16 protein-coding genes, 1 other RNA gene and 1 pseudogene are annotated in these 18,822 nt (G+C 74.3%); 12 read left to right on the top strand and 6 right to left on the bottom strand.

All coding sequences use genetic code 11. The features are described 5' to 3' along the window. Positions 1-4: 4 nt before the first annotated feature. Positions 5-1,150 (top strand): bifunctional RNase H/acid phosphatase, encoded by a 1,146-nt coding sequence (locus ACIOFR_RS01625; protein WP_400991611.1) that lies wholly within the window; start codon positions 5-7, stop codon positions 1,148-1,150. 63 nt (positions 1,151-1,213) lie between these two features. Here ACIOFR_RS01625 and yaaA read toward each other — a convergent pair whose 3' ends face one another. Together yaaA and ACIOFR_RS01635 are read right to left on the bottom strand one after the other, a co-directional pair. Beyond that, positions 1,214-2,011 carry a peroxide stress protein YaaA gene (yaaA, locus tag ACIOFR_RS01630; protein WP_400991612.1) on the bottom strand — a complete coding sequence of 266 codons (798 nt, stop codon included), beginning with the start codon at positions 2,009-2,011 and terminating at the stop codon, positions 1,214-1,216. Between the two features lie 42 nt (positions 2,012-2,053). Next, positions 2,054-2,503 carry a DUF3995 domain-containing protein gene (locus ACIOFR_RS01635; protein WP_400992115.1) on the bottom strand — a complete coding sequence of 150 codons (450 nt, stop codon included), beginning with the start codon at positions 2,501-2,503 and terminating at the stop codon, positions 2,054-2,056. A gap of 125 nt (positions 2,504-2,628) precedes the next feature. Between ACIOFR_RS01635 and ACIOFR_RS01640 the strand changes: the two genes are divergently transcribed. The 4 genes and pseudogenes from ACIOFR_RS01640 to ACIOFR_RS01655 all read left to right on the top strand — a co-directional run. Next, a complete protein-coding gene (locus ACIOFR_RS01640) occupies positions 2,629-4,074 on the top strand; it encodes an RNB domain-containing ribonuclease (protein WP_400991613.1) in 1,446 nt (481 codons plus the stop codon). Between the two features lie 45 nt (positions 4,075-4,119). Next, positions 4,120-5,586 (top strand): MFS transporter, encoded by a 1,467-nt coding sequence (locus ACIOFR_RS01645; RefSeq protein ID WP_400991614.1) that lies wholly within the window; start codon positions 4,120-4,122, stop codon positions 5,584-5,586. A 13-nt stretch (positions 5,587-5,599) separates the two neighbouring features. Next, positions 5,600-6,001, top strand: an RNA gene (rnpB, locus tag ACIOFR_RS01650) — RNase P RNA component class A. A gap of 284 nt (positions 6,002-6,285) precedes the next feature. Beyond that, a pseudogene (locus tag ACIOFR_RS01655) lies at positions 6,286-6,534 on the top strand (substrate-binding domain-containing protein); the annotation flags it as partial. Positions 6,535-6,546: 12 nt separating this feature from the next. On the opposite strand, the gene ACIOFR_RS01660 reads toward ACIOFR_RS01655, so the two are convergent. Continuing rightward, positions 6,547-9,762, bottom strand: coding sequence for a hypothetical protein (locus ACIOFR_RS01660; protein ID WP_400991615.1), 3,216 nt, complete (start codon positions 9,760-9,762; stop codon positions 6,547-6,549). Positions 9,763-9,935: 173 nt separating this feature from the next. Here ACIOFR_RS01660 and ACIOFR_RS01665 point away from each other — a divergent pair, with 173 nt between their 5' ends. Both ACIOFR_RS01665 and ACIOFR_RS01670 read left to right on the top strand, forming a co-directional pair. After that, entirely contained in the window at positions 9,936-10,166 is a 231-nt protein-coding gene (locus tag ACIOFR_RS01665; protein ID WP_396313047.1) for a FitA-like ribbon-helix-helix domain-containing protein, read from the top strand. After that, positions 10,163-10,567, top strand: coding sequence for a type II toxin-antitoxin system VapC family toxin (locus tag ACIOFR_RS01670; protein ID WP_400991616.1), 405 nt, complete (start codon positions 10,163-10,165; stop codon positions 10,565-10,567). The genes ACIOFR_RS01665 and ACIOFR_RS01670 overlap by 4 nt, the downstream gene beginning before the upstream one ends. A gap of 722 nt (positions 10,568-11,289) precedes the next feature. On the opposite strand, the gene ACIOFR_RS01675 is transcribed toward ACIOFR_RS01670, so the two are convergent. Next, on the bottom strand, positions 11,290-12,465 hold the full coding sequence (locus ACIOFR_RS01675; protein ID WP_400991617.1) for a cytochrome P450: 1,176 nt from the start codon (positions 12,463-12,465) through the stop codon (positions 11,290-11,292). A 696-nt stretch (positions 12,466-13,161) separates the two neighbouring features. Between ACIOFR_RS01675 and ACIOFR_RS01680 the strand changes: the two genes are divergently transcribed. Genes ACIOFR_RS01680 through ACIOFR_RS01695 form a run of 4 tightly spaced genes read left to right on the top strand, consistent with a single transcriptional unit; the run spans position 13,162 to position 16,097 of the window. Further along, complete coding sequence (locus tag ACIOFR_RS01680) at positions 13,162-13,521, top strand: helix-turn-helix domain-containing protein (RefSeq protein WP_400991618.1); 360 nt, start codon at positions 13,162-13,164, stop codon at positions 13,519-13,521. Beyond that, entirely contained in the window at positions 13,518-14,084 is a 567-nt protein-coding gene (locus ACIOFR_RS01685) for a hypothetical protein (protein ID WP_400991619.1), read from the top strand. The genes ACIOFR_RS01680 and ACIOFR_RS01685 overlap by 4 nt, the downstream gene beginning before the upstream one ends. Next, positions 14,077-15,318, top strand: a complete 1,242-nt coding sequence (locus tag ACIOFR_RS01690) for an MAB_1171c family putative transporter (protein ID WP_400991620.1) — start codon at positions 14,077-14,079, stop codon at positions 15,316-15,318. The genes ACIOFR_RS01685 and ACIOFR_RS01690 overlap by 8 nt, the downstream gene beginning before the upstream one ends. Then, complete coding sequence (locus tag ACIOFR_RS01695; RefSeq protein ID WP_400991621.1) at positions 15,315-16,097, top strand: oxygenase MpaB family protein; 783 nt, start codon at positions 15,315-15,317, stop codon at positions 16,095-16,097. Before ACIOFR_RS01690 ends, ACIOFR_RS01695 begins: the two co-directional genes overlap by 4 nt. Positions 16,098-16,128: 31 nt before the next feature. Here the strand turns inward: ACIOFR_RS01695 and ACIOFR_RS01700 are convergent, their stop codons facing one another. Together ACIOFR_RS01700 and ACIOFR_RS01705 are read right to left on the bottom strand one after the other, a co-directional pair. After that, positions 16,129-16,758 (bottom strand): response regulator, encoded by a 630-nt coding sequence (locus tag ACIOFR_RS01700; RefSeq protein WP_400991622.1) that lies wholly within the window; start codon positions 16,756-16,758, stop codon positions 16,129-16,131. Next, positions 16,755-17,915, bottom strand: a complete 1,161-nt coding sequence (locus tag ACIOFR_RS01705) for a sensor histidine kinase (RefSeq protein ID WP_400992117.1) — start codon at positions 17,913-17,915, stop codon at positions 16,755-16,757. Before ACIOFR_RS01705 ends, ACIOFR_RS01700 begins: the two co-directional genes overlap by 4 nt. 294 nt (positions 17,916-18,209) lie before the next feature. Between ACIOFR_RS01705 and ACIOFR_RS01710 the strand changes: the two genes are divergently transcribed. Beyond that, on the top strand, positions 18,210-18,761 hold the full coding sequence (locus ACIOFR_RS01710) for a heme-binding protein (protein WP_400991623.1): 552 nt from the start codon (positions 18,210-18,212) through the stop codon (positions 18,759-18,761). Positions 18,762-18,822 lie beyond the last annotated feature (61 nt).

Raw genomic sequence — 18,822 nt, forward strand, 5'->3', positions numbered from 1 at the left:
CCCGGTGACCCCCCGCAGGCTGGTCGTGGAGGCCGACGGCGGCTCCCGGGGCAACCCGGGGCCGGCCGGCTACGGAGCCGTCGTCCGCGACGGCGACACCGGCCGGATCATCGCCGAGGCCGCCGAGTTCATCGGCCGGGCCACCAACAACGTCGCCGAGTACAAGGGGCTGATCGCCGGCCTGCGGGCCGCCCGTGAGCTCGACCCGGAAGCCGTCGTGGACGTCCGGATGGACTCCAAACTGGTGGTCGAGCAGATGTCCGGGCGCTGGAAGATCAAGCACCCGGACATGCAGCCGCTGGCCGCCGAGGCCCGCACCGTCCTGCCGCGGGGCCGGGTCACCTACCGCTGGATCCCGCGCGAGCAGAACAAGGACGCCGACCGGCTGGCCAACGAGGCGATGGACGCGGGCCAGGCCGGCCGCGCCTGGGAGCCCAGGGCCCGGCCGGCCGCCGCCGTCCCCGAGGACCAGCCGCTGGCGGAGCCCGCCGCACCCAAGGCGGGCTGGGCGGCGCCCGCCGACCTCGGCACGCCGACCACCTTCGTGCTGCTCCGGCACGGCGAGACCGCGCTCACCCCGCAGAAGCGGTTCTCCGGCAGCGGCGGCAGCGATCCGGAGCTCTCCGAGAGGGGCCGCTGGCAGGCCGAGCGGGCCGCCGCGGCGCTGGCCGAGCGCGGCACCGTGCAGGCCGTGGTCAGCTCCCCGATGCTGCGCACCCGGCAGACCGCCGAGGCCGTCGCGGCCCGGCTCGGCCTGGAGGTCCGGATCGAGGAGGGCCTGCGCGAGCTGGACTTCGGCGACTGGGAGGGGATGACCTTCGCCGAGGTGCAGCAGAAGTACCCGGAGGACCTCGACGCCTGGCTCGGCTCGGCCAAGGCCAGGCCCACCGGCAGCACCGAGAGCTTCACCAACCTGACCCACCGGGTCGGCGTCGCCCGGGACAAGACCCTCGCCCGGTACGCCGGGAAGACCGTGCTGATGGTCTCGCACGTCAGCCCGATCAAGACCCTGGTACGGCTGGCGCTCGGCGCCCCGCCGGACTCGGTCTACCGGATGGAGCTGTCGGCCGCCTCGCTGTGCGCCGTCCAGTACTACGCGGACGGCAACGCCTCGGTCCGGCTGCTCAACGACACCGGGCACCTGCGCTGACGCGGGGCCGGGCGACCGCCCGGCCCTCCGTCGCGATCGCCTCCGCAGCCGTCGTCGCCGCCGTCAGTGGACGTCGGTGACCACGACGTCCAGCTGCCAGGGCTTGCGCGCGGTGCCCCGCGCGGCGACCTCCACCCGGTGGCCCAGCCCGGTCAGCGCGTCCACCAGCTCGCCCGGCGACGCCGGCTCGGCGCCCGCCGTCAGCAGGTCCCGCACCAGCCGCCCCTTGGTCGCCTTGTTGAAGTGGCTGACCACCGAACGCTTGAGCACGCCGTCCACCTCGCGCTCCTGGAGCACCCGCACGGTGGCCGTCCGCGCCGTCAGCTCGCCGGCCGGCCGCCACGCCGCGGCGTACGCCGAGCTGCGCAGGTCCAGCACCAGCCCGTCCGCGACCGTGGGGAGCACATCGGCCATCGCACCCCGCCAGTACGCCCCGAGCGCCCCCATCGGGGGCAGTTTCACACCCATCGAGCACCGGTACGGCGGGATCCGGTCGCCGATCCGCACCGCGCCCCACAGCCCCGAGAACACCAGCAGCGAGCGCTCGGCCCGCGCGTACGCGTCCTCGTCCAGCTTGGCCAGCGCCAGGTTGTCGAACAGCACCCCGGTGTACACCTCGCCGGCCGGCAGCGCCCCGGCGCCGGGCAGCGCCGCGTTGCGCGGCACCTCGCCGCGCAGCCCCTGGCTCAGCCCGAGCACCTCGCGGGCCCGCTCCTCGTCCCCCGAGCAGAGCCCGACCAGCGCGTCCAGCACCGCCCGCCGGGCCCCGGTCAGCCCCGGCAGCGACAGCGACTCCAGCGCGACCGGAGCGCCGGCCACGGAAGCGGCCTTCCCCTCCGACGGCGGCAGCAGGACCAGCACGGCGACACCCCTCAACACTTTGTGGCAGACGACCCCGCCACTCTACGCGGACCCGCCCCGCCCCCGGACGGCCACCAGCGCCGCCCCCGCACCCAGCGCCACGCACAGCGGCGAGTAGTAGCGCCGGTCCAGCCGCACGAACCGCTCCGTGCGGGCGATCCGCCCACTGCCGTACAGCACCGGCCCGCCCAGCCCGCGCGCCAGCAGCACCCCCGAGGCGACCGCGCTGCCCGCCTTCGCCGACCAGGCCGGACCGACCGCCGGCAGCGCCCCGGCCCGCGCGCCCACCAGCGCCGCCGCCACCCCCAGCAGGCCCGCCACCCCGGCGCACATCGCCGGGGTCGGCGCCCGCTCCTCGCCCACGCCGACCACCGCGTCCGCGAACTCCGCCCGCGAGGCCAGCGGCCAGGGCGAGCGCATCCACACCGCGTGCAGCGCCCCCGTCGCCGCCAGCCCGGCCGACACCACGATCCCCGTCGCCTTGACCACCACAGTCAAACCCCCTTCGCCGCAACCGTCTTCGCCATCACCACCCTACGGGCGCACACCCGCCGCGCCCGCCCCGCCCGTCGCGCGCCCGCCGCGCCGAGCGGCCCGGTCGGCCGTACGCTGCGACCATGCCGCGTCGACACCTGAGGGTCCGAGCCGCCGAAACCGCCCGGATCAACACCGAACTCGCCGAACTGCGCAGATGGTTGGAGATCCGTACCGAGTGGCCCGCGGACGTCCTGGCCGAGGCCGAGCGGACCGCCTCGCTGCCCCGGCTGCCCGAGCTCGACGCCACCGACCTGGACCTCTTCACCCTCGACCCGCCCGGCTCGCTCGACCTCGACCAGGCCATGCACCTCGCCCGGCGCGGCAGCGGCTACCGGGTCCACTACGCGATCGCCGACGTCGCCGCCTTCGTCGCCCCCGGCGGCGCCGTCGACACCGAGGCCCACCGCCGGATCCAGACCCTCTACTTCCCCGACCGCACCGTCCCGCTGCACCCCGCCCGGCTCTCCGAGGGCGCCGCCAGCCTCCTCCCCGGCGCACTGCGGCCCGCGCTGCTCTGGCAGCTCGACCTCGACTCCGACGGCGCCGTCCTGCTCGCCGACGTCCGCCGCGCCCAGGTCCGCTCCCGCCGCCGGCTCGACTACGCCGGCGTCCAGCAGGCCGTCGACGCCGGCACCGCCGACCGCCAGCTCGACCTGCTCGCCGAGATCGGCCGGCTCCGCGAGGCCCGCGAACAGGCCAGGGGAGGCGTCAGCCTGCCGCTGCCCGAACAGGAGGTGGAGACCGACGACGGCGGCTACCGGCTCGCCTACCGCGCCCCCCGCCCCGCCGACGGCTGGAACGCCCAGATCTCGCTGCTCACCGGCATGGCCGCCGCCGACCTCATGCTGGACGCCGGCGTCGGACTGCTGCGCACCCTCCCCGCCGCCCCCGAGTCCGCGTACGCCCGGCTCCGCCGGGTCGCCCGAGCCCTGCACGTCGACTGGCCCGACCGGATGCCCTACCCCGAGCTGATCCGCTCGCTCGACCCGGCCAGGACCACCGACGCCGCCTTCCTCAACGAGTGCACCGGCCTGCTGCGCGGCGCCGGCTACCGGGCCTTCGACGCCGCCCGGGGCACCCACCCGCCCGCCGACCCCGGACACGCCGCGCTCGCCGCGCCGTACGCCCACTGCACCGCCCCGCTGCGGCGGCTCGGAGACCGCTACGCCCAAGAGATCTGCGCGGCGGTCGCGGGCGGCGCCGACGTCCCCGGATGGGTGCAGGAGGCGCTGGCGGGCGTCCCCGGGCTGATGGAGAGCGGCGACCGGCGGGCCCGGGAGGTCGAACGGGCCTGCGTCGACCTGGTCGAGGCCGAACTGCTGCGCGGCCGCGTCGGCGAGGACTTCGAGGCCGTCGTCATCGACGTCGACGAGCGCAGGCCCGGTACGGGCACCGTCCAGCTGCGCGACCCGGCGGTGGTGGCCCGGTGCGAGGGTGTCGGGCAGCTGCCGCTGGGCGGGCGGATCCGGGTCCGGCTCACCACGGCGGACCCGGCCACCCGCACGGTGCGGTTCGCCCCGGCCTGACGCGGGTGGGGCGCGGTCGGCCGCCGCCGGTGCGATGATCCTTCCGTGAGCGCACAGAACCCCGGTGCGGGCCGACGCCGCCGCCTGCTGATCCTCGCGATCTGCTGTCTCAGCCTGTTCATCGTCGGTCTCGACAACACCGTGGTGAACATCGCGCTCCCGGAGATCCAGAAGGACCTGGACGCGCCCGCCTCCGGCCTCCAGTGGATCATCGACGCCTACACCCTGGTGCTCGCCTCGCTGCTGATGCTGTCCGGGTCCGTCGCCGACCGGGTCGGCCGGCGCCGGATCTTCCTGCTCGGCCTGGTGCTGTTCGTCCTCGGATCCCTGCTGTGCAGCCTCGCGCCCGGCCTCGACTGGCTGATCGGCTTCCGCGCGCTCCAGGCCGTCGGCGGCTCGATGCTGAACCCGGTCGCCATGAGCATCATCACCAACACCTTCACCGAACCGCGCGAACGGGCCCAGGCGATCGGCCTGTGGGGCGGTGTGGTCGGCATCAGCATGGCGCTCGGGCCCCTGATCGGCGGCGCCCTGGTCGAGTCCGCCGGCTGGCAGTCGATCTTCCTGATCAACGTTCCGGTCGGCCTCGCCGCCGCCGCGCTGACCTGGCGGTACGTCCCGGAGTCACGGGCGCCGAAGCCGCGCCGGTTCGACCCGGTCGGGCAACTGCTGATGGTGCTGCTGCTCGGCTGCGGCACCGCCGCGATCATCGAGGGCCCGGGGCACGGCTGGACCTCGCCCGGCATCCTGCTGCTCTGCGCCGTCGCGCTCGCCGCGCTGGTGCTCTTCCCGCTCTGGGAGCGCCGGGTCGCCCAGCCGCTGATCGACCCCCGGTTCTTCCACAGCGTGCCGTTCACCGGCGCCACCGTCAGCGCGGTCTGCGCGTTCGCGGCGCTCGGCGGCTTCCTCTTCCTCAACACCCTGTACCTCCAGGACGTCCGTGGCTGCACCCCGGTCGAAGCCGGCCTGTGGACGCTGCCGATGGCCGGGCTCACCCTGGTCGCCGCCCCGCTGTCCGGACGGATCGTCGGCCGCAGCGGGCCCCGGCTGCCGCTGGTCGCCGCCGGCGCGACCATGGCCGCCAGCGGGGTGCTGCTCACCCGGCTGGCCGCCGACTCCCCGGCGAGCCTGCTGATCACCGCGTACGCGCTCTTCGGGATCGGCTTCGGCCTGGTCAACGCACCGATCACCAACGCGGCGGTCTCCGGCATGCCGGACGCCCAGGCCGGGGTGGCCGCCGCCGTCGCCTCCACCAGCCGGCAGGTCGGCCAGTCCCTGGGCGTCGCCGTTCTCGGCACCGTGGTCACCGCCGGCGTCGCGTCCACCTCCGCCGGGTTCACCGAGGCCACCCACGCCGGCTGGTGGATCATGGCCGCCCTGGGGCTCGCCGTCCTCGTCCTCGGCGTGGTCTCCACCACCCCGTGGGCCGCCCGCACCGCGGCCGAGGTGGCCGCCCGCCTCGACCCCCCGCGGGTGCCCGTCCAGGGCAGCCGCAGCGAACCGCTACGATGACCACTACGGCGGACGAGCCGGCCGGGCGGCCGCGTCGGGCACCTTCGGGGGCCCGCCGAGGAACGTCCGGGCTCCACAGAGCAGGGTGGTGGGTAACGCCCACCCGGGGTGACCCGCGGGACAGTGCCACAGAAAACAGACCGCCTGCGGCCTCGGCCACAGGTAAGGGTGAAACGGTGGTGTAAGAGACCACCAGCGACCGAGGTGACTCGGCCGGCTAGGTAAACCCCACTCGGAGCAAGGTCAAGATCGGCACCCTCGGGTGCCGTGCGCGGATGACTGAGGGCTGCTCGCCCGAGTCCGCGGGTAGACCGCACGAGGCTGTCGGCAACGGCAGCCCTAGATGGATGGCCGCCTCCCCGGGCCGCGCAAGCACCCCGGGAGACAGAACCCGGCGTATAGGCCGGCTCCATCCGCCGTACCAGGGGCTTTGCCCCCGGAAGGGCCTCTGACCTGCGTCGGAGGCCCTTTCCGATCTTTCGGGGGCTTGCCGTGTTACGCGGCTGAAAGTCCCTTGAAAGTCCCTCGGACAGAGCTGAAAGTCCCTGAAAAGTCCCCGATAATGATCTTGGTTGACTGTCGCTGACCAGGCCCGATGCACCAGCATCTGGGCCGCCTCGCGGCCCCGGGCCGACGCCATTTGTCTGGACGGACGCCTGTCATGAGACCGGTACCTGGCAGTAGGCCGCCGCGCGACGGTCCGGGCTGCGCGTCCCCGATGATCTGGCGCTGGTCGCCTATGACGATGAGATCGCCGACATCGCCGAGGTTCCGCTAACCGCCGTGGCACCGCCCAAGCAGCTGCTGGGTCGGACGGCGGCCGTGTTGCTGCTGGACCGGCCCGAACGCCCGGAGCACTCCCGCCGACACGTCCTGCTCCGACCGGCGATCACCGTCCGCGACTCCTGCGGAGCCGCCCGGCCGCAGCCGGCGCCGGTCCCGGAGTGACCGCATGCCCTCTCAGGGAGTCAGCAGGGCCGCCTCCGTGACATCCGGGTCCGGGTGGCGCTGCCAGTAGGCCAGTTCCTCGCGCCAGTGTGGTGGCCAGGACTCCTTCCCGCCGATGGCGCGGACGAGTCCCACGGCGAGCGTGGCGGCGGCGGTCGTGGCGCGAGCCCGAAGGTGGTGGAGCACCGCCAGGGTGGCCTCGGGTGGCGGGCGGTCGCCCCAGGCGAGGCCAGAGTCCTCGGCCACCCGGGCCAAGCGGAGCGGATGGCCCTCCGCCAAGTCGAGGCAGCGGTCCCAGAGGTGGAGCGCCGGGTCGCCGACCGCCAAGGCGCGGACCGCGACCAGCTGCGCCGCGCGGGCTGCCCGACCTGCCAGGCCGGCTCGGGTGAGCGGCTCGACCATTCCGTCCAGCAGCTCCGGCGCCAGGGAGTCGAATCTGCCACCGACCAGCCCGGCCAGCCGCAGCTGGGCCGGCTCCCGTTGGTCGCCGCTCCCAGTGGCCAGCTCGACCAGCCGGGAAACCACCTCCGGCCATCGGTCCTGCACGACCAGCTCCTCCGGGCGGAGGGAGAACACCATCGCGGCCTTCCGCCAGACCCGTCCCGCCTGACCGAAGGTCAGCAGCTGCGCCGCCGCCGCGCGGGCCGCTGCCTCGCCGGTACGGCCGCGCCGGATCACCGCGTCGAAGGCGTCCTCCGCGACGTCCGGATCGGGATGGATCGCTGCCGCTGCCAGGAAGTCCTCCCACGCCGCCTGGGCCAATCCGGGTAGCGGTTCCGTGCGCGCCGCCAGTACCGCCTCCCGCACGGCGGGTTCACCGAGCCATGCGCTGAGCCAGCCGGCCACGCCGGGCCGGTCGAGCAGACACACCATCAGCTCACCCAGGGTCGCTCGCACATCGCGGTGCAGACTCGGGTGGTCCCAGACGGCGACGGCCGTCCGTGCAGCCGCGTCGGGCGGGAGGTCGGCGAGGGCCCGGGCGAGTTCCTTGCCGACGCCGACCGGGGTGTCCGGCGCGAGCAGCGTCTCGCGCAGCAGCGCCGCAGCCTCGCCGTCCGGCGTGTGGGCAAGCACGCGGCGCAGGCCCCGGGCGGCGGCCCGGCCGCGTACCCCGCCGCCGAGCTGGGCGAGAAGCACGGGCAGGGTCTTCGCAGGATCGCCGACCTCCGCCAGCCGCAGCAGGGCGGCGGCGGCCACCGGCTGCGGCGCCCGGTCGATCACCTCCAGCAGGTCGGAGGGGCCGGTGAGCACTGCGGCAGCGGCCGTGCGCAGCGTGATCGTCCGTTCCTCATCGTGGGCCAGGGGTGCCACTAGCGCGGTGTGCAGGGCCCGGTCCGTGCGGGAGGCGTCTTCGGGAAGGGCTGGCACCCAGGGCACCGCTCTCTGGAGGTGAGCCGTCAGGGCGGGACCGATCAGGTCGGTCCGTCGCCGGACCAGCACGCTCCACACCTCGTCCATCTCGGCGAAGGCCGGGTGGGCCAGGATCACCTCCTCGCAGCGCCGCTCACGGGTCCACCACTTCCGCAGCAGCAGACGGACCGCACGGGCGCGAACTGCCAGGCCGTCCTCGCCGTTGAGGATCTGCCGTGACCAGCGATCGACCACCTGCAGGCGGGGAAGCACCTCCGCCGCACCCAACAGCCGCTCCGGCCTGCGCAGCCGGGGGTCCGTCCGCAGGCGTGCCCAGACCTTCCACGCGAAGGGCAGGTGCCTGACCAGCGGGCCGATTGGCTCGGTGCAGCGCGGATGTTCCCGCACCTGGGCGAGGACGGCCAGCAGTTCGGCGACCCGGTCGAGATCGCGGGCCTCGGCTGCCTGACGGATCGTCCGGGCGAGCCAGCGCGCGGTGGCGTCGAGGCAACGTGCAGTCGAGTCGCGTGCCTGAAGGACCGTCAGGGCTGCGTCGCGCAGGGCGTCCTCCGGGACGGCGGCGAGGAACTCCTCCGGCGTCTCGGCCGCTCGGATCAGCGCCAGCTCCCGGACCTCGGGGTGGTCGTGCCAGGCCCGTTCGCTGCGCCGTAGCACGCGGGCGTACTCGGCGGGATCGCCGTTGAGCGCGGCGCACTGGAGCAGTGCCGACCAGCCGTAGCAGCGCATGTGTCGGCTGTGGTCCCCGGCCAGCCTGGCGAGCCGTTCCTCGGCCTCGGCGAGGGGAAGGTACCTGACTGTGGCGGCCAGGCGCTGTTCCCGGCTTCTCCGGCCGGCCAGGTAGTCGCGCACGACGACGGCTCGTTCCTGCGGATCGAGGGCGAGCAGCAGCGGACCGTACGGGCGGTCGTGTGGATGGGCGGCGAGCAGTTCGCGGGCCACGCGGTGCCGTTCGGACGGTTCGAGCAGCTGGAGCACGGGTTCGGGCCGCGGCTGTCCGAACGGACCCAGCGACGCCTTCGGGCGGCAGGTCCTGGCGAGGAGGGCCAGGTCCTCGGCGGGCAGGGCGCGCAGGGCCCGGCGGATCCGCTCCGGCAGCTCTCCGACCGGAACGGGCAGGTCGACCGCGTTCTCCCGAAGGGCGGCGACCACCGCTGCCGGTTCGGCGAGCAGGTCGACGACGGCCTCGGCAGGGAGTAGGTCGGGTCGGTTGTGGAGGACGGTCAGCCCGGCGTCGCGGTCGCGACGGGTCGCCCCGGCGATCAGCTGATCGCGCTGCCGGACGGGGAGCTGGGCGTCGGCGGGTTGCCCGGCCTGGCGCAGCAGGCACTCCGTCAGCGGACGGGGGGCGGTCCGGGCGAGCGAGCGCAGGACTCCCTCGGGGACGGGCAGGCGGGGAAGCCACGTGTCGACCAGGGCGGGGGTGCAGGCGGGCAGGAGCCGGGCCGCCTCCTGGCCGCCGTGAAGCCGGTCCACCTCGGGGAGCAAGCGGTCGGCGAGGGTGTGGCGCCTGCTCCGGCGGAGCAGCCGGTAGAGGGCGTGCCGGTGGGCGCGCGGTGCCGTGCGGGCGACATCGGCCAGAACCTCGTCCGGGACGGGCAGCCGGCCTGCGGCCGCCAGGGCGCGGGCGCGGAGCAACGGATCATCGAGGGCCGAGCGGACTCTCACCAGGTCGCGCCGGACCACGGCGAGGAAGAGCGCGGTGTGCCGGGCCTGAGTATCGCCCGAGTCGAGGGCCGCGTGAAGCGCCTCGTACGCGTCGGGGGCAAGGGCCCTGGCGTGGCGCGCGAGAGCGGCCTGGCGGGCGGGCCGGGGAAGCCGGTCGAACTGGGCGAGTTGCTGAGGAATGTCGTATGCCATCGCGATCACCGGGAGTTCGCGAGGCCAGCCTTTCGGATCATCATGGGCGTGATCATGGCGCCCGTCCCGGTGGCGTGCAACCGGTTTTCGTCGTTGAGCTTGCCTCGGCGGCGACGCGTGCCGCGCCCGATCGGGAGTCTGCACTTTGCAGGCATTGCCGATAGACTGGCAGCATGACTGCACTCACCATCAGGGATGTCCCGGACGACCAGATCCAGACGCTCAAGATCCGGGCTGCCCAGGCCGGCAAGTCCCTCCAGGCGTACCTTCTCGACCTCATCGGGAGGGAGACCGCGAAGCCCACCATGGCGGAGATGATGGAGCGCTTGAGTCGCGAGGCCACTGCGGACGTCAGCACGGCGGACATTCTCGCGGCGATCGACGAGGGCAGGACCGGGCGTTGATCGTCATCGACAGCTCGGCCCTCGTCACCGTTCTGTCCGCGCACAACCCTGGCGGAGACCTCGTCCGCACACGTGTCGCTGAAGCAGGTGATGTCTACGCTCCCACGCTGCTGGACTACGAGATCCAGTCGGCACTTCTCGGGATGCGGCGCGGCGGCAAGCTCACGGAGAGGGAGACCGAAAAGGCTTTCAGCGCTTACCAGCTCCTCCCGATCACCAAACGGGAGACGCTCCCCTTCTGGGACCGTGTGAAGACGCTACATGCCAACCTCAGCGCCTATGACGCCCAGTACGTAGCCCTCGCCGAAGCGCTCGGTGTGCCGCTGATCACCGGCGATGCGAGGATCAAGCGCAGCGGCGCGGCGAAGTGTGAAGTCGAGGTATTTGCCTCAGGCAACTGACGAAAGGCCGTGTACCAGTTGGAGCTCGCTGCGGCCGCCGTGGTGATCCTGCGGCTTCCGAGGCCTGTGGACAGAGCGAATCCGAGTGGGGTCTGGCCCCAGCCATGGACGAGGGTTCCACGTCCTGCGGCGCACGTACGCCTCCGTCACGCGAAGCCTCTCGGCCGAATGTCCCCGAGAAGTCCCAGTGGCTGGATCGGGCCCTCCACCGCGCGCAAAGTGCCTGGTCAGGTGGGTCGTGGCATGATCGTCGCCAAGGTTGGCCCAAAGTCGGCGTACAGGCCGACTCGTCCGTCGCCCAGCCGAAAAAGGCCCCCCGACCTGCGAATTCGCCGGTCGGGGGCCTTTCTGTACCCGCCCGGGTTGTCCTTGATCGCTCACTCCTCGTGTTCGCCCTAGGCCGTTCTCGGGCAGCGTGGCACGGCGAGGGAGGAGGCAACGCCTGGTACGGCACTGGCTTGTTCGTTCGATCTGCTCGACGATGTCCGCGTCGGTCAACTGCTGCCACTGCGGCAGCTCGTCCCCATGTGCTACGCAGCCCGGCCTGGATTCTCGATGTGCGAGCTGCTCGCCCTCGCGTTCGACACCCTCCGACTCCCGGCGGTCCGGGCGGACGGACCGGCGCATGACGCGGCACAACGCAAGGCGGCCGAAAGCCTCTCGGACGTGCTGCCGGCAGCGGCGACGACAGTGCTGATGCCGGTTGATGTGTCAGGCCCCGGTCACGGGAGGATCGGCAGGGAGACCGGGCCGCGCATCAGCCTTGTGTGTCGCCACTCCAACTCCTCGGCGGGCACGGCGAGCCGGAGCTGCGGAAAGCGTGTGACGAGGGCGCGGAGCGCAATTCCGCCCTCGGTGCGGGCGAGGGGCGCCCCGAGGCACCGGTGGATGCCGTGCCCGAAGGCGAGATGCCCCTTGGTGTTCCGGTCGAGGTCGAGTCGGTCCGGGTCGGGGAAGCGCGCGGGGTCGCGGTTGGCGGCGCCGGGCGCGATGAGTACTGGGGAGCCCGCGGGAATCTCGGTGCCGCCGAGGCTGATGGACTGGGTGGCGAACCGGAAGGTGGCCATGCTCACGGGGGAGTCGAACCGGAGAAGCTCGTCCACGGCCGCGTCGACCAGGTCGGGCTCCTCACACAGCCGGTGCCACGAATCCGGCGTCCGGAGCAGGGCCAGGAGACCGTTGCCGATCAGGTTGGTGGTGGTCTCGTGCCCGGCCACCAGAAGGAGCACCGCGAGGGACACCAGCTCGTCCTCGCTGAGCCGGTCCTCGCCGTCGCGGGCACGGATCAGGTCGTCGAGCAGGCTGTCGTCGGGGGTGCGACGCTTGGCCGCGATGAGGTCGGCCAGGTAGCCGGCGACGGCGTGCGAGGCCGAGTCGATCCGTTCCGGCTGTCCGGCCGCGAAGAGTTCGTTGGACCAGGTGCGTACCGCCGCGCGGTCGGCGTTGGGAACCCCCAGCAGTTGGCAGATGACGGTGACGGGTAGCGGGACGGCGAGGCTCTCGATGGCGTCGGTCGGCTCGCCGGGCACCCACTGGTCGAGCAGCTCGTCCGCCACGCTGGCGATGTACGGGCGGAGCCGCGCGACGGCGCCAGGCGTGAATGCCTTCGTCACCAGGCTCCGCAGTCGTGTGTGCTGCGGCGGATCGGTGGCCAGCATGCTCTGCGACACGGCGGGGTGCAGGTTGCGTCCGGTGTCCTTGCCGGCGAAGAAGGCCGCCGTGTCCTTGGAGAGGTGCGGGTGGGTGAACGCCTCTCTGGCTTCGGCGTAGCCGGTCACCAGATAGCTCGACCGCCCTCCCCCACCCGGCACCTTCTGCACCGGCGAAGCACTACGGAGCGCCGCGAAGGTGGGGTACGGGTCGCGGAGGAAGCCCGGATCCTGAAGTGGGTTGCTCATGCCCGTCCCTGTGCCGTCTCGACCGTCGTTGCCTCGGGCGAGGCCGTCCGGACGATGTCGCCCGGGCGTACGTCCGTGCCGTCGAGCGTAACCAGAGGCCCTGGCAGGTGGGGGCTTCGCGTTCCTCCGCTGCTGGCTCGACACCGTCGGCCCGGTCCTCGTCACTGGCGAGGGCACTCGCGTGGTGGGTGTCGCCCGCCCGGTGGAGACCACGGCCGATCGGACACCCGGTGCTCACCGTCCCGGGGTGTCCTGCCGGTGCGGGTGTCGGTCGTGGATTCGCCGGACCGGTGGCGCCCCCGCCGCGGCCCCGCCGCGCGGTCGGGTGGGCCGGGCCGTCCGTCGTGTGCGGGGTGCCGAGCGCCGTTGCCCACCCCCGTGGGGCAGCGGCGCCCGGGGCTCTCGGGAGCGGGGAGGCCCGGGCACACGGGTCGGCTGAGTCAGCCCGGCCCAGGCTGTTGATCCTGCACCGGCCGTGATGGGGTGTCAACTATCGTTGATTGATCGGGCGGTCGCCGGCGGGAGAATCGCACCAGTTGCCTGATTTGTCCGCAACGATCGTGCAGATCAGTACAGAAGTCGGATTCTGGCGGCACGTCAGGCCGTTCTATGATCCGCCATATGTCCACGGAAATTTCACCCTCGGAATCGCCCGACCCACCGGAGTTCTCGGCGCGCTTCCGGAGACTCATCGCGGTGATCTACCCCAGGGATCTCGGCCGCCCCTGGCGCGACTCGGAGATCGCCGAGGGCACCGGTCTGAGCGGTACCTACATCGGCAACCTCCGCAAGGGCACCCAGAAGCCGAGCCTGGAGAACGCGGTCAAGATCGCCAAGTTCTTCGGGGTCCCGCTGGACTACTTCAGTGACTCCGCCACCGCCCAGGCCGTCGAACGGGACCTGCGCAAGATCGAGGCGCTGCGCGACGCCCGGGTGGAACGGATCGCGATGCGGGCCGCCGGGCTGCCGCCCGAGATGCAGGACGCGGCGCTCACTATTGTGGAACAGCTGCGCAGGGCGGCCGGCCTCCGCGACGACGGCAACCCCGTGGCGTGACCGACTACCTGGAGATGCCGCTGGGGCACTGGCGGCTGCCGGAGGGGGAGCAGCAGGTGCAGGCTGTAGGACGGACCCGTCGCCGGATGCGCGCCGTGGCGAGAGCGCTGGACCTGCCCCCGCTGACCACGGTGGAGGAGCTGTGCGCGGCGGTGGCCGAGCGCTCCGGGCGCCCGGTCCGGCTGACGCCCCGGCGGATGCGGGTGGGGGAGCCGTCCGGCTTCGTCGAGCGCCGGGCCGACGCCGACGTGATCCACTTCGAGCAGGAGACCTCCGGGCTGCACCGGGCGCACATCATCTGCCACGAGCTGGCCCACCTGCTCTGCGGCCACCTCGCGGAGGTCCCGCCGCCGGACGGGGAGGCCGCCGCGGTCGAACTCCCCACCATCAACCCGGACATGCTCCGGCTGGTCCTCGGCCGCTCGCACTACGACGACGCGGCCGAGCAGGAGGCCGAGGTGCTGGGGGCGGAGCTGATGCGGGTCCTGGTGCTCGCCCCCGGCGCCGGCACCACCTCCCAGCTGGCGCCGGCCCTTGAGCACCGTCGGGGCCAGCATGTCTGAACTGCCCTTCGACGTCGGCTACCTGGCCATCGGCGCGGCGGCCTGGGTGGTGGCGGGCCTCAAGCTCCGGGCCTGGCGGCGGGAGCCGTCCCGCGGACTGCTCGTGGTGGCCCTGGCGATCGCCTCGCCCTCGACCGCGTTCCTGATCGCCTCGCCGGTCCTGTACCGGCTGGTCGACCGGGGCACCGGCGTCGGCAACCTCGCGACCCTGCTGGTCTACCTCGCCATCACGGGGTTCTCCGCGGCCGCGGTGGTGCTCGCCCTGATCTGGACCCCGCCGGCCGGGTCGGCCGGGGCGGTCGAGTGGGCGGCGGCCCCCGCCGCGACCTGGCGCCGGGCCCGTCACCGGCTCACCGTCTTCGCGGTGCTCGCCCCGACGATGGCCGGACTGTTCCTGCTGGGCGGCCCGTACCGCCCGGAGACGCCGCTGACCTTCGACACCACCTACGCGACCCGGCCCGCCACCGCGCTGTTCCTCGCGCTCTACCAGGGCCTGTTCGCGTTCGCGCTGCTCGACATCGCCCGGGTCTGCCTGGGGCACGCGGCGAGGCTGCCGGAGGGCTGGCTGCGCCGCGGCATCCGGCTGATCGCCTTCGGCGGCCGCACCGCCTGCGGGTACGTGCTGTGCAAGATCGTGGCGATCGGGGCGACCGCCGCCGGCACGGCCGGACTGGACTGGCTGAGCACCGGCCTCGGCCCGGTGTTCGCCGCCGCCGGCGCGGTGCTCATCACGGCCGGGTTCGCCGGTCCGGCCGGTGCGGCCTTCCTGCGCCGCCGCCGCGACTACCGGGCGCTGCGCCCGCTCTGGGACCTGGTCTACCGGGCGGACCGCCGCCTCGCGCTGGAGGCACCCGGTTCGCGCCGCACCGAGCGCCTCGCCGTCCGCGACCTGGAGTGGCGCACCGCCCGCCGCGGACTGGAGATCCGGGACGGGCAGTTGACCCTGCGTCCGTGGGTCGACCCGGCCGTCCTGGACGCCGCCGCCGGTGTCGCCGAGCGGGCCGGCCTGGACGTGGCGGAACGCGCGGCGCTGACGGTGGCGGTGGCGCTGCGGTCCGCGGTGGCGGCCCTCGCCGCCGGGGCCGCGCCGCGGGCGCGCGAGGACCAGGCGGTCCTGCCCGGCCTGGACGCGGCGCCGGCCGAGGAACGGGCGCACCTGGTGCGGGTGGCCCGCTGCCTGCACGGGCCGCTCACCGGTGAGGCGCTGGCCGCGGCGGCGGGGGCCACCCGGTGACCCCGCGCGCCGCGGGCGACCCGGTGACCGCGCCCGCCGGCGCGCGCGACGCCTACGCCCGGCTCGTCCTGGAGACGATGCCGGAGGAGTCGCGGGTGGGCCTCACCCTGGGGTTCGTCCGGACGTTCGCGGTGCCCGGGATCGCGGCCGTGCTGCACGGCACCGGCCGGATGACCGGTGCGCCGAAGGCCCGGGGGAAGGCCACCGGGGCTGCCATCTTCGCCTTGATCGGCCACGGCCCGGACAGCCCGCAGGGGCGGCGGGTCGTCGCCGAACTGCGCCGCGTCCACGACCGGCCGGGCATCACCCCCGAGTTGATGCACTACGTGCTGGCCTGCTTCACCGTCTGCCCGCTGCGGTTCGTCGACGCGCACGGTCCGCGGCCGGTCACCGCGGCGGAACGGGAGGCCGCGTACGCCTTCCACCGGCAGCTCGCGGACGCGCTGGGGCTGCCGGGCACTCCCGGGCCGACGGCCGCCGCGGATGCCGCCGGCACCCCCGGACTGCCCGCCCTGGAAGCCTGGATGGCGGAGTTCGAACGCCGCAGCTTCGCCCCCAGCGAGGCCGGCCGGGCACTGTGGCAGGCGACCGGAGGCCTGCTGGCGTCCCGGCTTCCGGGCCCGCTGGCCCGGTTGGCCCCGGCGGTGGCCGCCTCGCTGCTGGACGAGCCGCTGCGGACGGCCTTCGGGGTGCGCCGCCCGCCCGCGCCGGTCCGGGCCCTGGTGGGCGGTGCGCTGCGGCTACGGGCCAGGGGCCGTCGCCGCGCCGCCCTCCGGTAGCCGCCGGCACCGGCAGACGGGCCGCCGGGGGTCAGTGCAGCAGGCGTCGTTCCGTGGCGGTGGCGACGGCGCCCGCGCGGGTGTCGACGCCGAGTTTCGCGTAGATCCGTCCCAGGTGGGTCTTGACGGTGGCCTCGCTGATGAACAGCGCGCGGGCGATCTCGCGGTTGCCGTGGCCCCGGGCGAGCTGGGCCAGGATGTCGTGCTCGCGGTCGGTGAGCTGGGGTGCGGGGGCGCGCATCTGGGCCATCACCCGGGTGGCCACCGGTGGGGAGAGCGCGGTACGGCCCTGGGCGGCGGCGTGGATGGCCGCGAACAGTTCCTCGGCCCGCTCCGCCTTGAGCAGGTAGCCGGTGGCGCCGGCGGCGATCGCGCGGGTGATGTCCGCGTCGGTGTCGTAGGTGGTGAGCACCAGGACCCGGGTGGCGGTGGAGGCCGCGGTGATCCGGCGGGTGGCCTCGATGCCGTCGATGCCGTCCCCGAGCTGGAGGTCCATCAGCACCACGTCGGGCCGCAGCCGGGCGGCCAGTGTGATCGCCTCCTCGCCGCTGCCGGCCTCGCCGGCCACCTCGATGCCGGGGGCGCTGGCCAGCAGCGCCAGCAGCCCGGCCCGGACCACCGCGTGGTCGTCGCACACCAGCAGCCGGACGGTCGCGCTCACCGGTGCTCCCCGGGGGTGGACAGCGGGATCGAGGCGGAGACCACGGTGCCCTCGCCGGGAGCGCTCTCCACGGTCAGCGTGCCGCCGAGCTGGCGCAGCCTGGCCCGCATCGCGGGCAGCCCGTGGCCGCGCCCGCCGTCCGGTCCGGGCGGGCTCCCGGGGACGAACCCGCAGCCGTCGTCGGCGACGTCCAGGACGGCCTGGTCGCCGAGGTAGGAGAGGGTGAGCGCGGCCGTCCGGGCACCGGCGTGCTCGCGGACGTTGGCCAGCGCGCCCTGTGCGATCCGCAGCAGTGCGGCCTGCGCGGCGGCGGGCACCGGGGCCGGGACGCCGTCGATGTGGCAGCGCACCGGGCGGCCGCTCTCGGTGCTCTCCCGCTCGGCGAGGGCGTGCAGGGCGGCGTCCAGGGTGCCGCCGTCGGCGAGCTCGGCGGGGGCGAGGTCGTGGACGAAGCGGCGGGCCTCGGCCAGGTTGCGGGCGGTGATGGCGGTGGCGGTGCGGACGTGGCCGCGCGCGGTGTCCCGGTCCCGTTCCCAGGTGCGGTCGGCGGCCTGGAGCAGCATCTGCTGGCTGGACAGGCCCTGGGCGAGGGTGTCGTGGATCTCCATGGCGAGCCGTTCGCGTTCGGCGAGGGCGCCCTCGCGGCGGCCGGTGGCGGCCAGTTCGCGGCGGGTGCCGATGAGGTCGTCGATCAGGGCGCGTTGGCGGCCGGCCTGGCGTTCCATGGTCAGGAAGACGGCCGTGGCCAGGCCGGCGACGGTGGGCGGCAGCAGCGGCAGGGTGGGGTCGAAGCCGTCGGCGAGCCGGAGTTCGGAGGCCACCACCAGCGCGGTCATCGCCCCGACCACCGGGATCGCGGCCGCAGTGGGCAGGGCGCGCAGCACGGTGTAGATCAGCGGGACGGCGCACCAGGCGAAGCTGGGTGCCAGCAGGACGAGCACGGCCCAGCTGGCGAGCACCGCGAGCAGGCCGGCCAGTTCGGCGGGGCGGGGGCGGCGGCCGGGACGGGGGCCGGGGCGGCGGGTGGGCAGCAGCAGGTGCGCGGCGGCCAGCGCGAGGCCGAGCGTGATCACCCAGGGGGTGCGGGGGGTGTGCCAGTGGTGGGCCAGGAATCGGGTGAGGGAGGCGGTCAGCAGCAGCAGGAAGGCGACCCGCATCACCGTGGCCAGCCACCCCGCGTCGGGGTCGCCGGCCGGGGCTCCGGTGTCGTCCACGTGCTCTCCTCACCTGCTGTGCCGGTCCGCCGGTACGTCCCTGACCAGCTCTTCCTCTCGCATGGTGGCCCGTCGGGCGGCCCCGCGCATCAGCCGATCGGCTGACCCCGGTGTCCTCCATGATGCCTGCCGTCCCGGGCCGGTCCGCCGATCCGCGGGAGTGGTCGGCGGTCGGAGGATCGGTGCAGAGCGGGAGCCGGTGCGGTTGCCGCCGCCGATTCGAGCAGGAGCCGAAGCATGAAGAAGATGAGCCCCCGGTCGCGTGTCCTGACCGGTGCCGTCGCGGTGGCCGCGCTGGCCGCCGGCACCCTGGGCGCGGTGTCGGCGAGCGCCGAGACCGGCCAGGCGCCGGCCGTGGTCCGGGCGGACGCCTCGAACCGGAACCTCACCGAGACCACCGGTCTGACCGTCGAGGCGGCCACCCGGGCCGCGCAGGCCGCGCTGGACGCCGCCCAGAAGAACGGCCAGCACGTCTCGGTGGCCGTGGTGGACCGCGACGGCGTGACCCGGGTGCTGCTGAAGGGCGACGGCGCCGGGCCGCAGTCGCCGGAGTCGGCCGAGCGCAAGGCGTTCACGGCGGTGTCCTGGAACGCGCCGACCTCCGAGCTGGTCAAGCGCCTGGCCACGGCGCCCAACCTGAAGGACATCCCGGGCACGCTCTTCCTCGGTGGCGGTGCCCCGGTGCAGGCCAAGGGCGCGCCGATCGCCGCCGTCGGCGTGGCGGGCGCGCCCAGCGGGGACCTGGACGAGCAGTTCGCCCAGGCGGGTGTCGCGGCGCTCGGCAGGTAGCGGCCGCTCGCCCCTCCTGCCGGCCTCGCCCCTCCCGCCGGCCTCGCCCGTCCCGCCGGCC

It is taken from the genome of Kitasatospora sp. NPDC088346 (assembly GCF_044740765.1).
Taxonomy (GTDB): Bacteria; Actinomycetota; Actinomycetes; order Streptomycetales; family Streptomycetaceae; genus Kitasatospora.

Bases quoted from the DNA above. Each gene is read 5' to 3' on its own strand.
- ACIOFR_RS01710 (WP_400991623.1), top strand. From the start codon at position 18,210: ATGAAGAAGATGAGCCCCCGGTCGCGTGTCCTGACCGGTGCCGTCGCG.
- ACIOFR_RS01660 (WP_400991615.1), bottom strand. From the start codon at position 9,762: ATGGCATACGACATTCCTCAGCAACTCGCCCAGTTCGACCGGCTTCCC.
- ACIOFR_RS01675 (WP_400991617.1), bottom strand. From the start codon at position 12,465: ATGAGCAACCCACTTCAGGATCCGGGCTTCCTCCGCGACCCGTACCCC.
- ACIOFR_RS01640 (WP_400991613.1), top strand. From the start codon at position 2,629: ATGCCGCGTCGACACCTGAGGGTCCGAGCCGCCGAAACCGCCCGGATC.
- ACIOFR_RS01665 (WP_396313047.1), top strand. From the start codon at position 9,936: ATGACTGCACTCACCATCAGGGATGTCCCGGACGACCAGATCCAGACG.
- ACIOFR_RS01705 (WP_400992117.1), bottom strand. From the start codon at position 17,915: ATGCGGGTCGCCTTCCTGCTGCTGCTGACCGCCTCCCTCACCCGATTC.
- ACIOFR_RS01690 (WP_400991620.1), top strand. From the start codon at position 14,077: ATGTCTGAACTGCCCTTCGACGTCGGCTACCTGGCCATCGGCGCGGCG.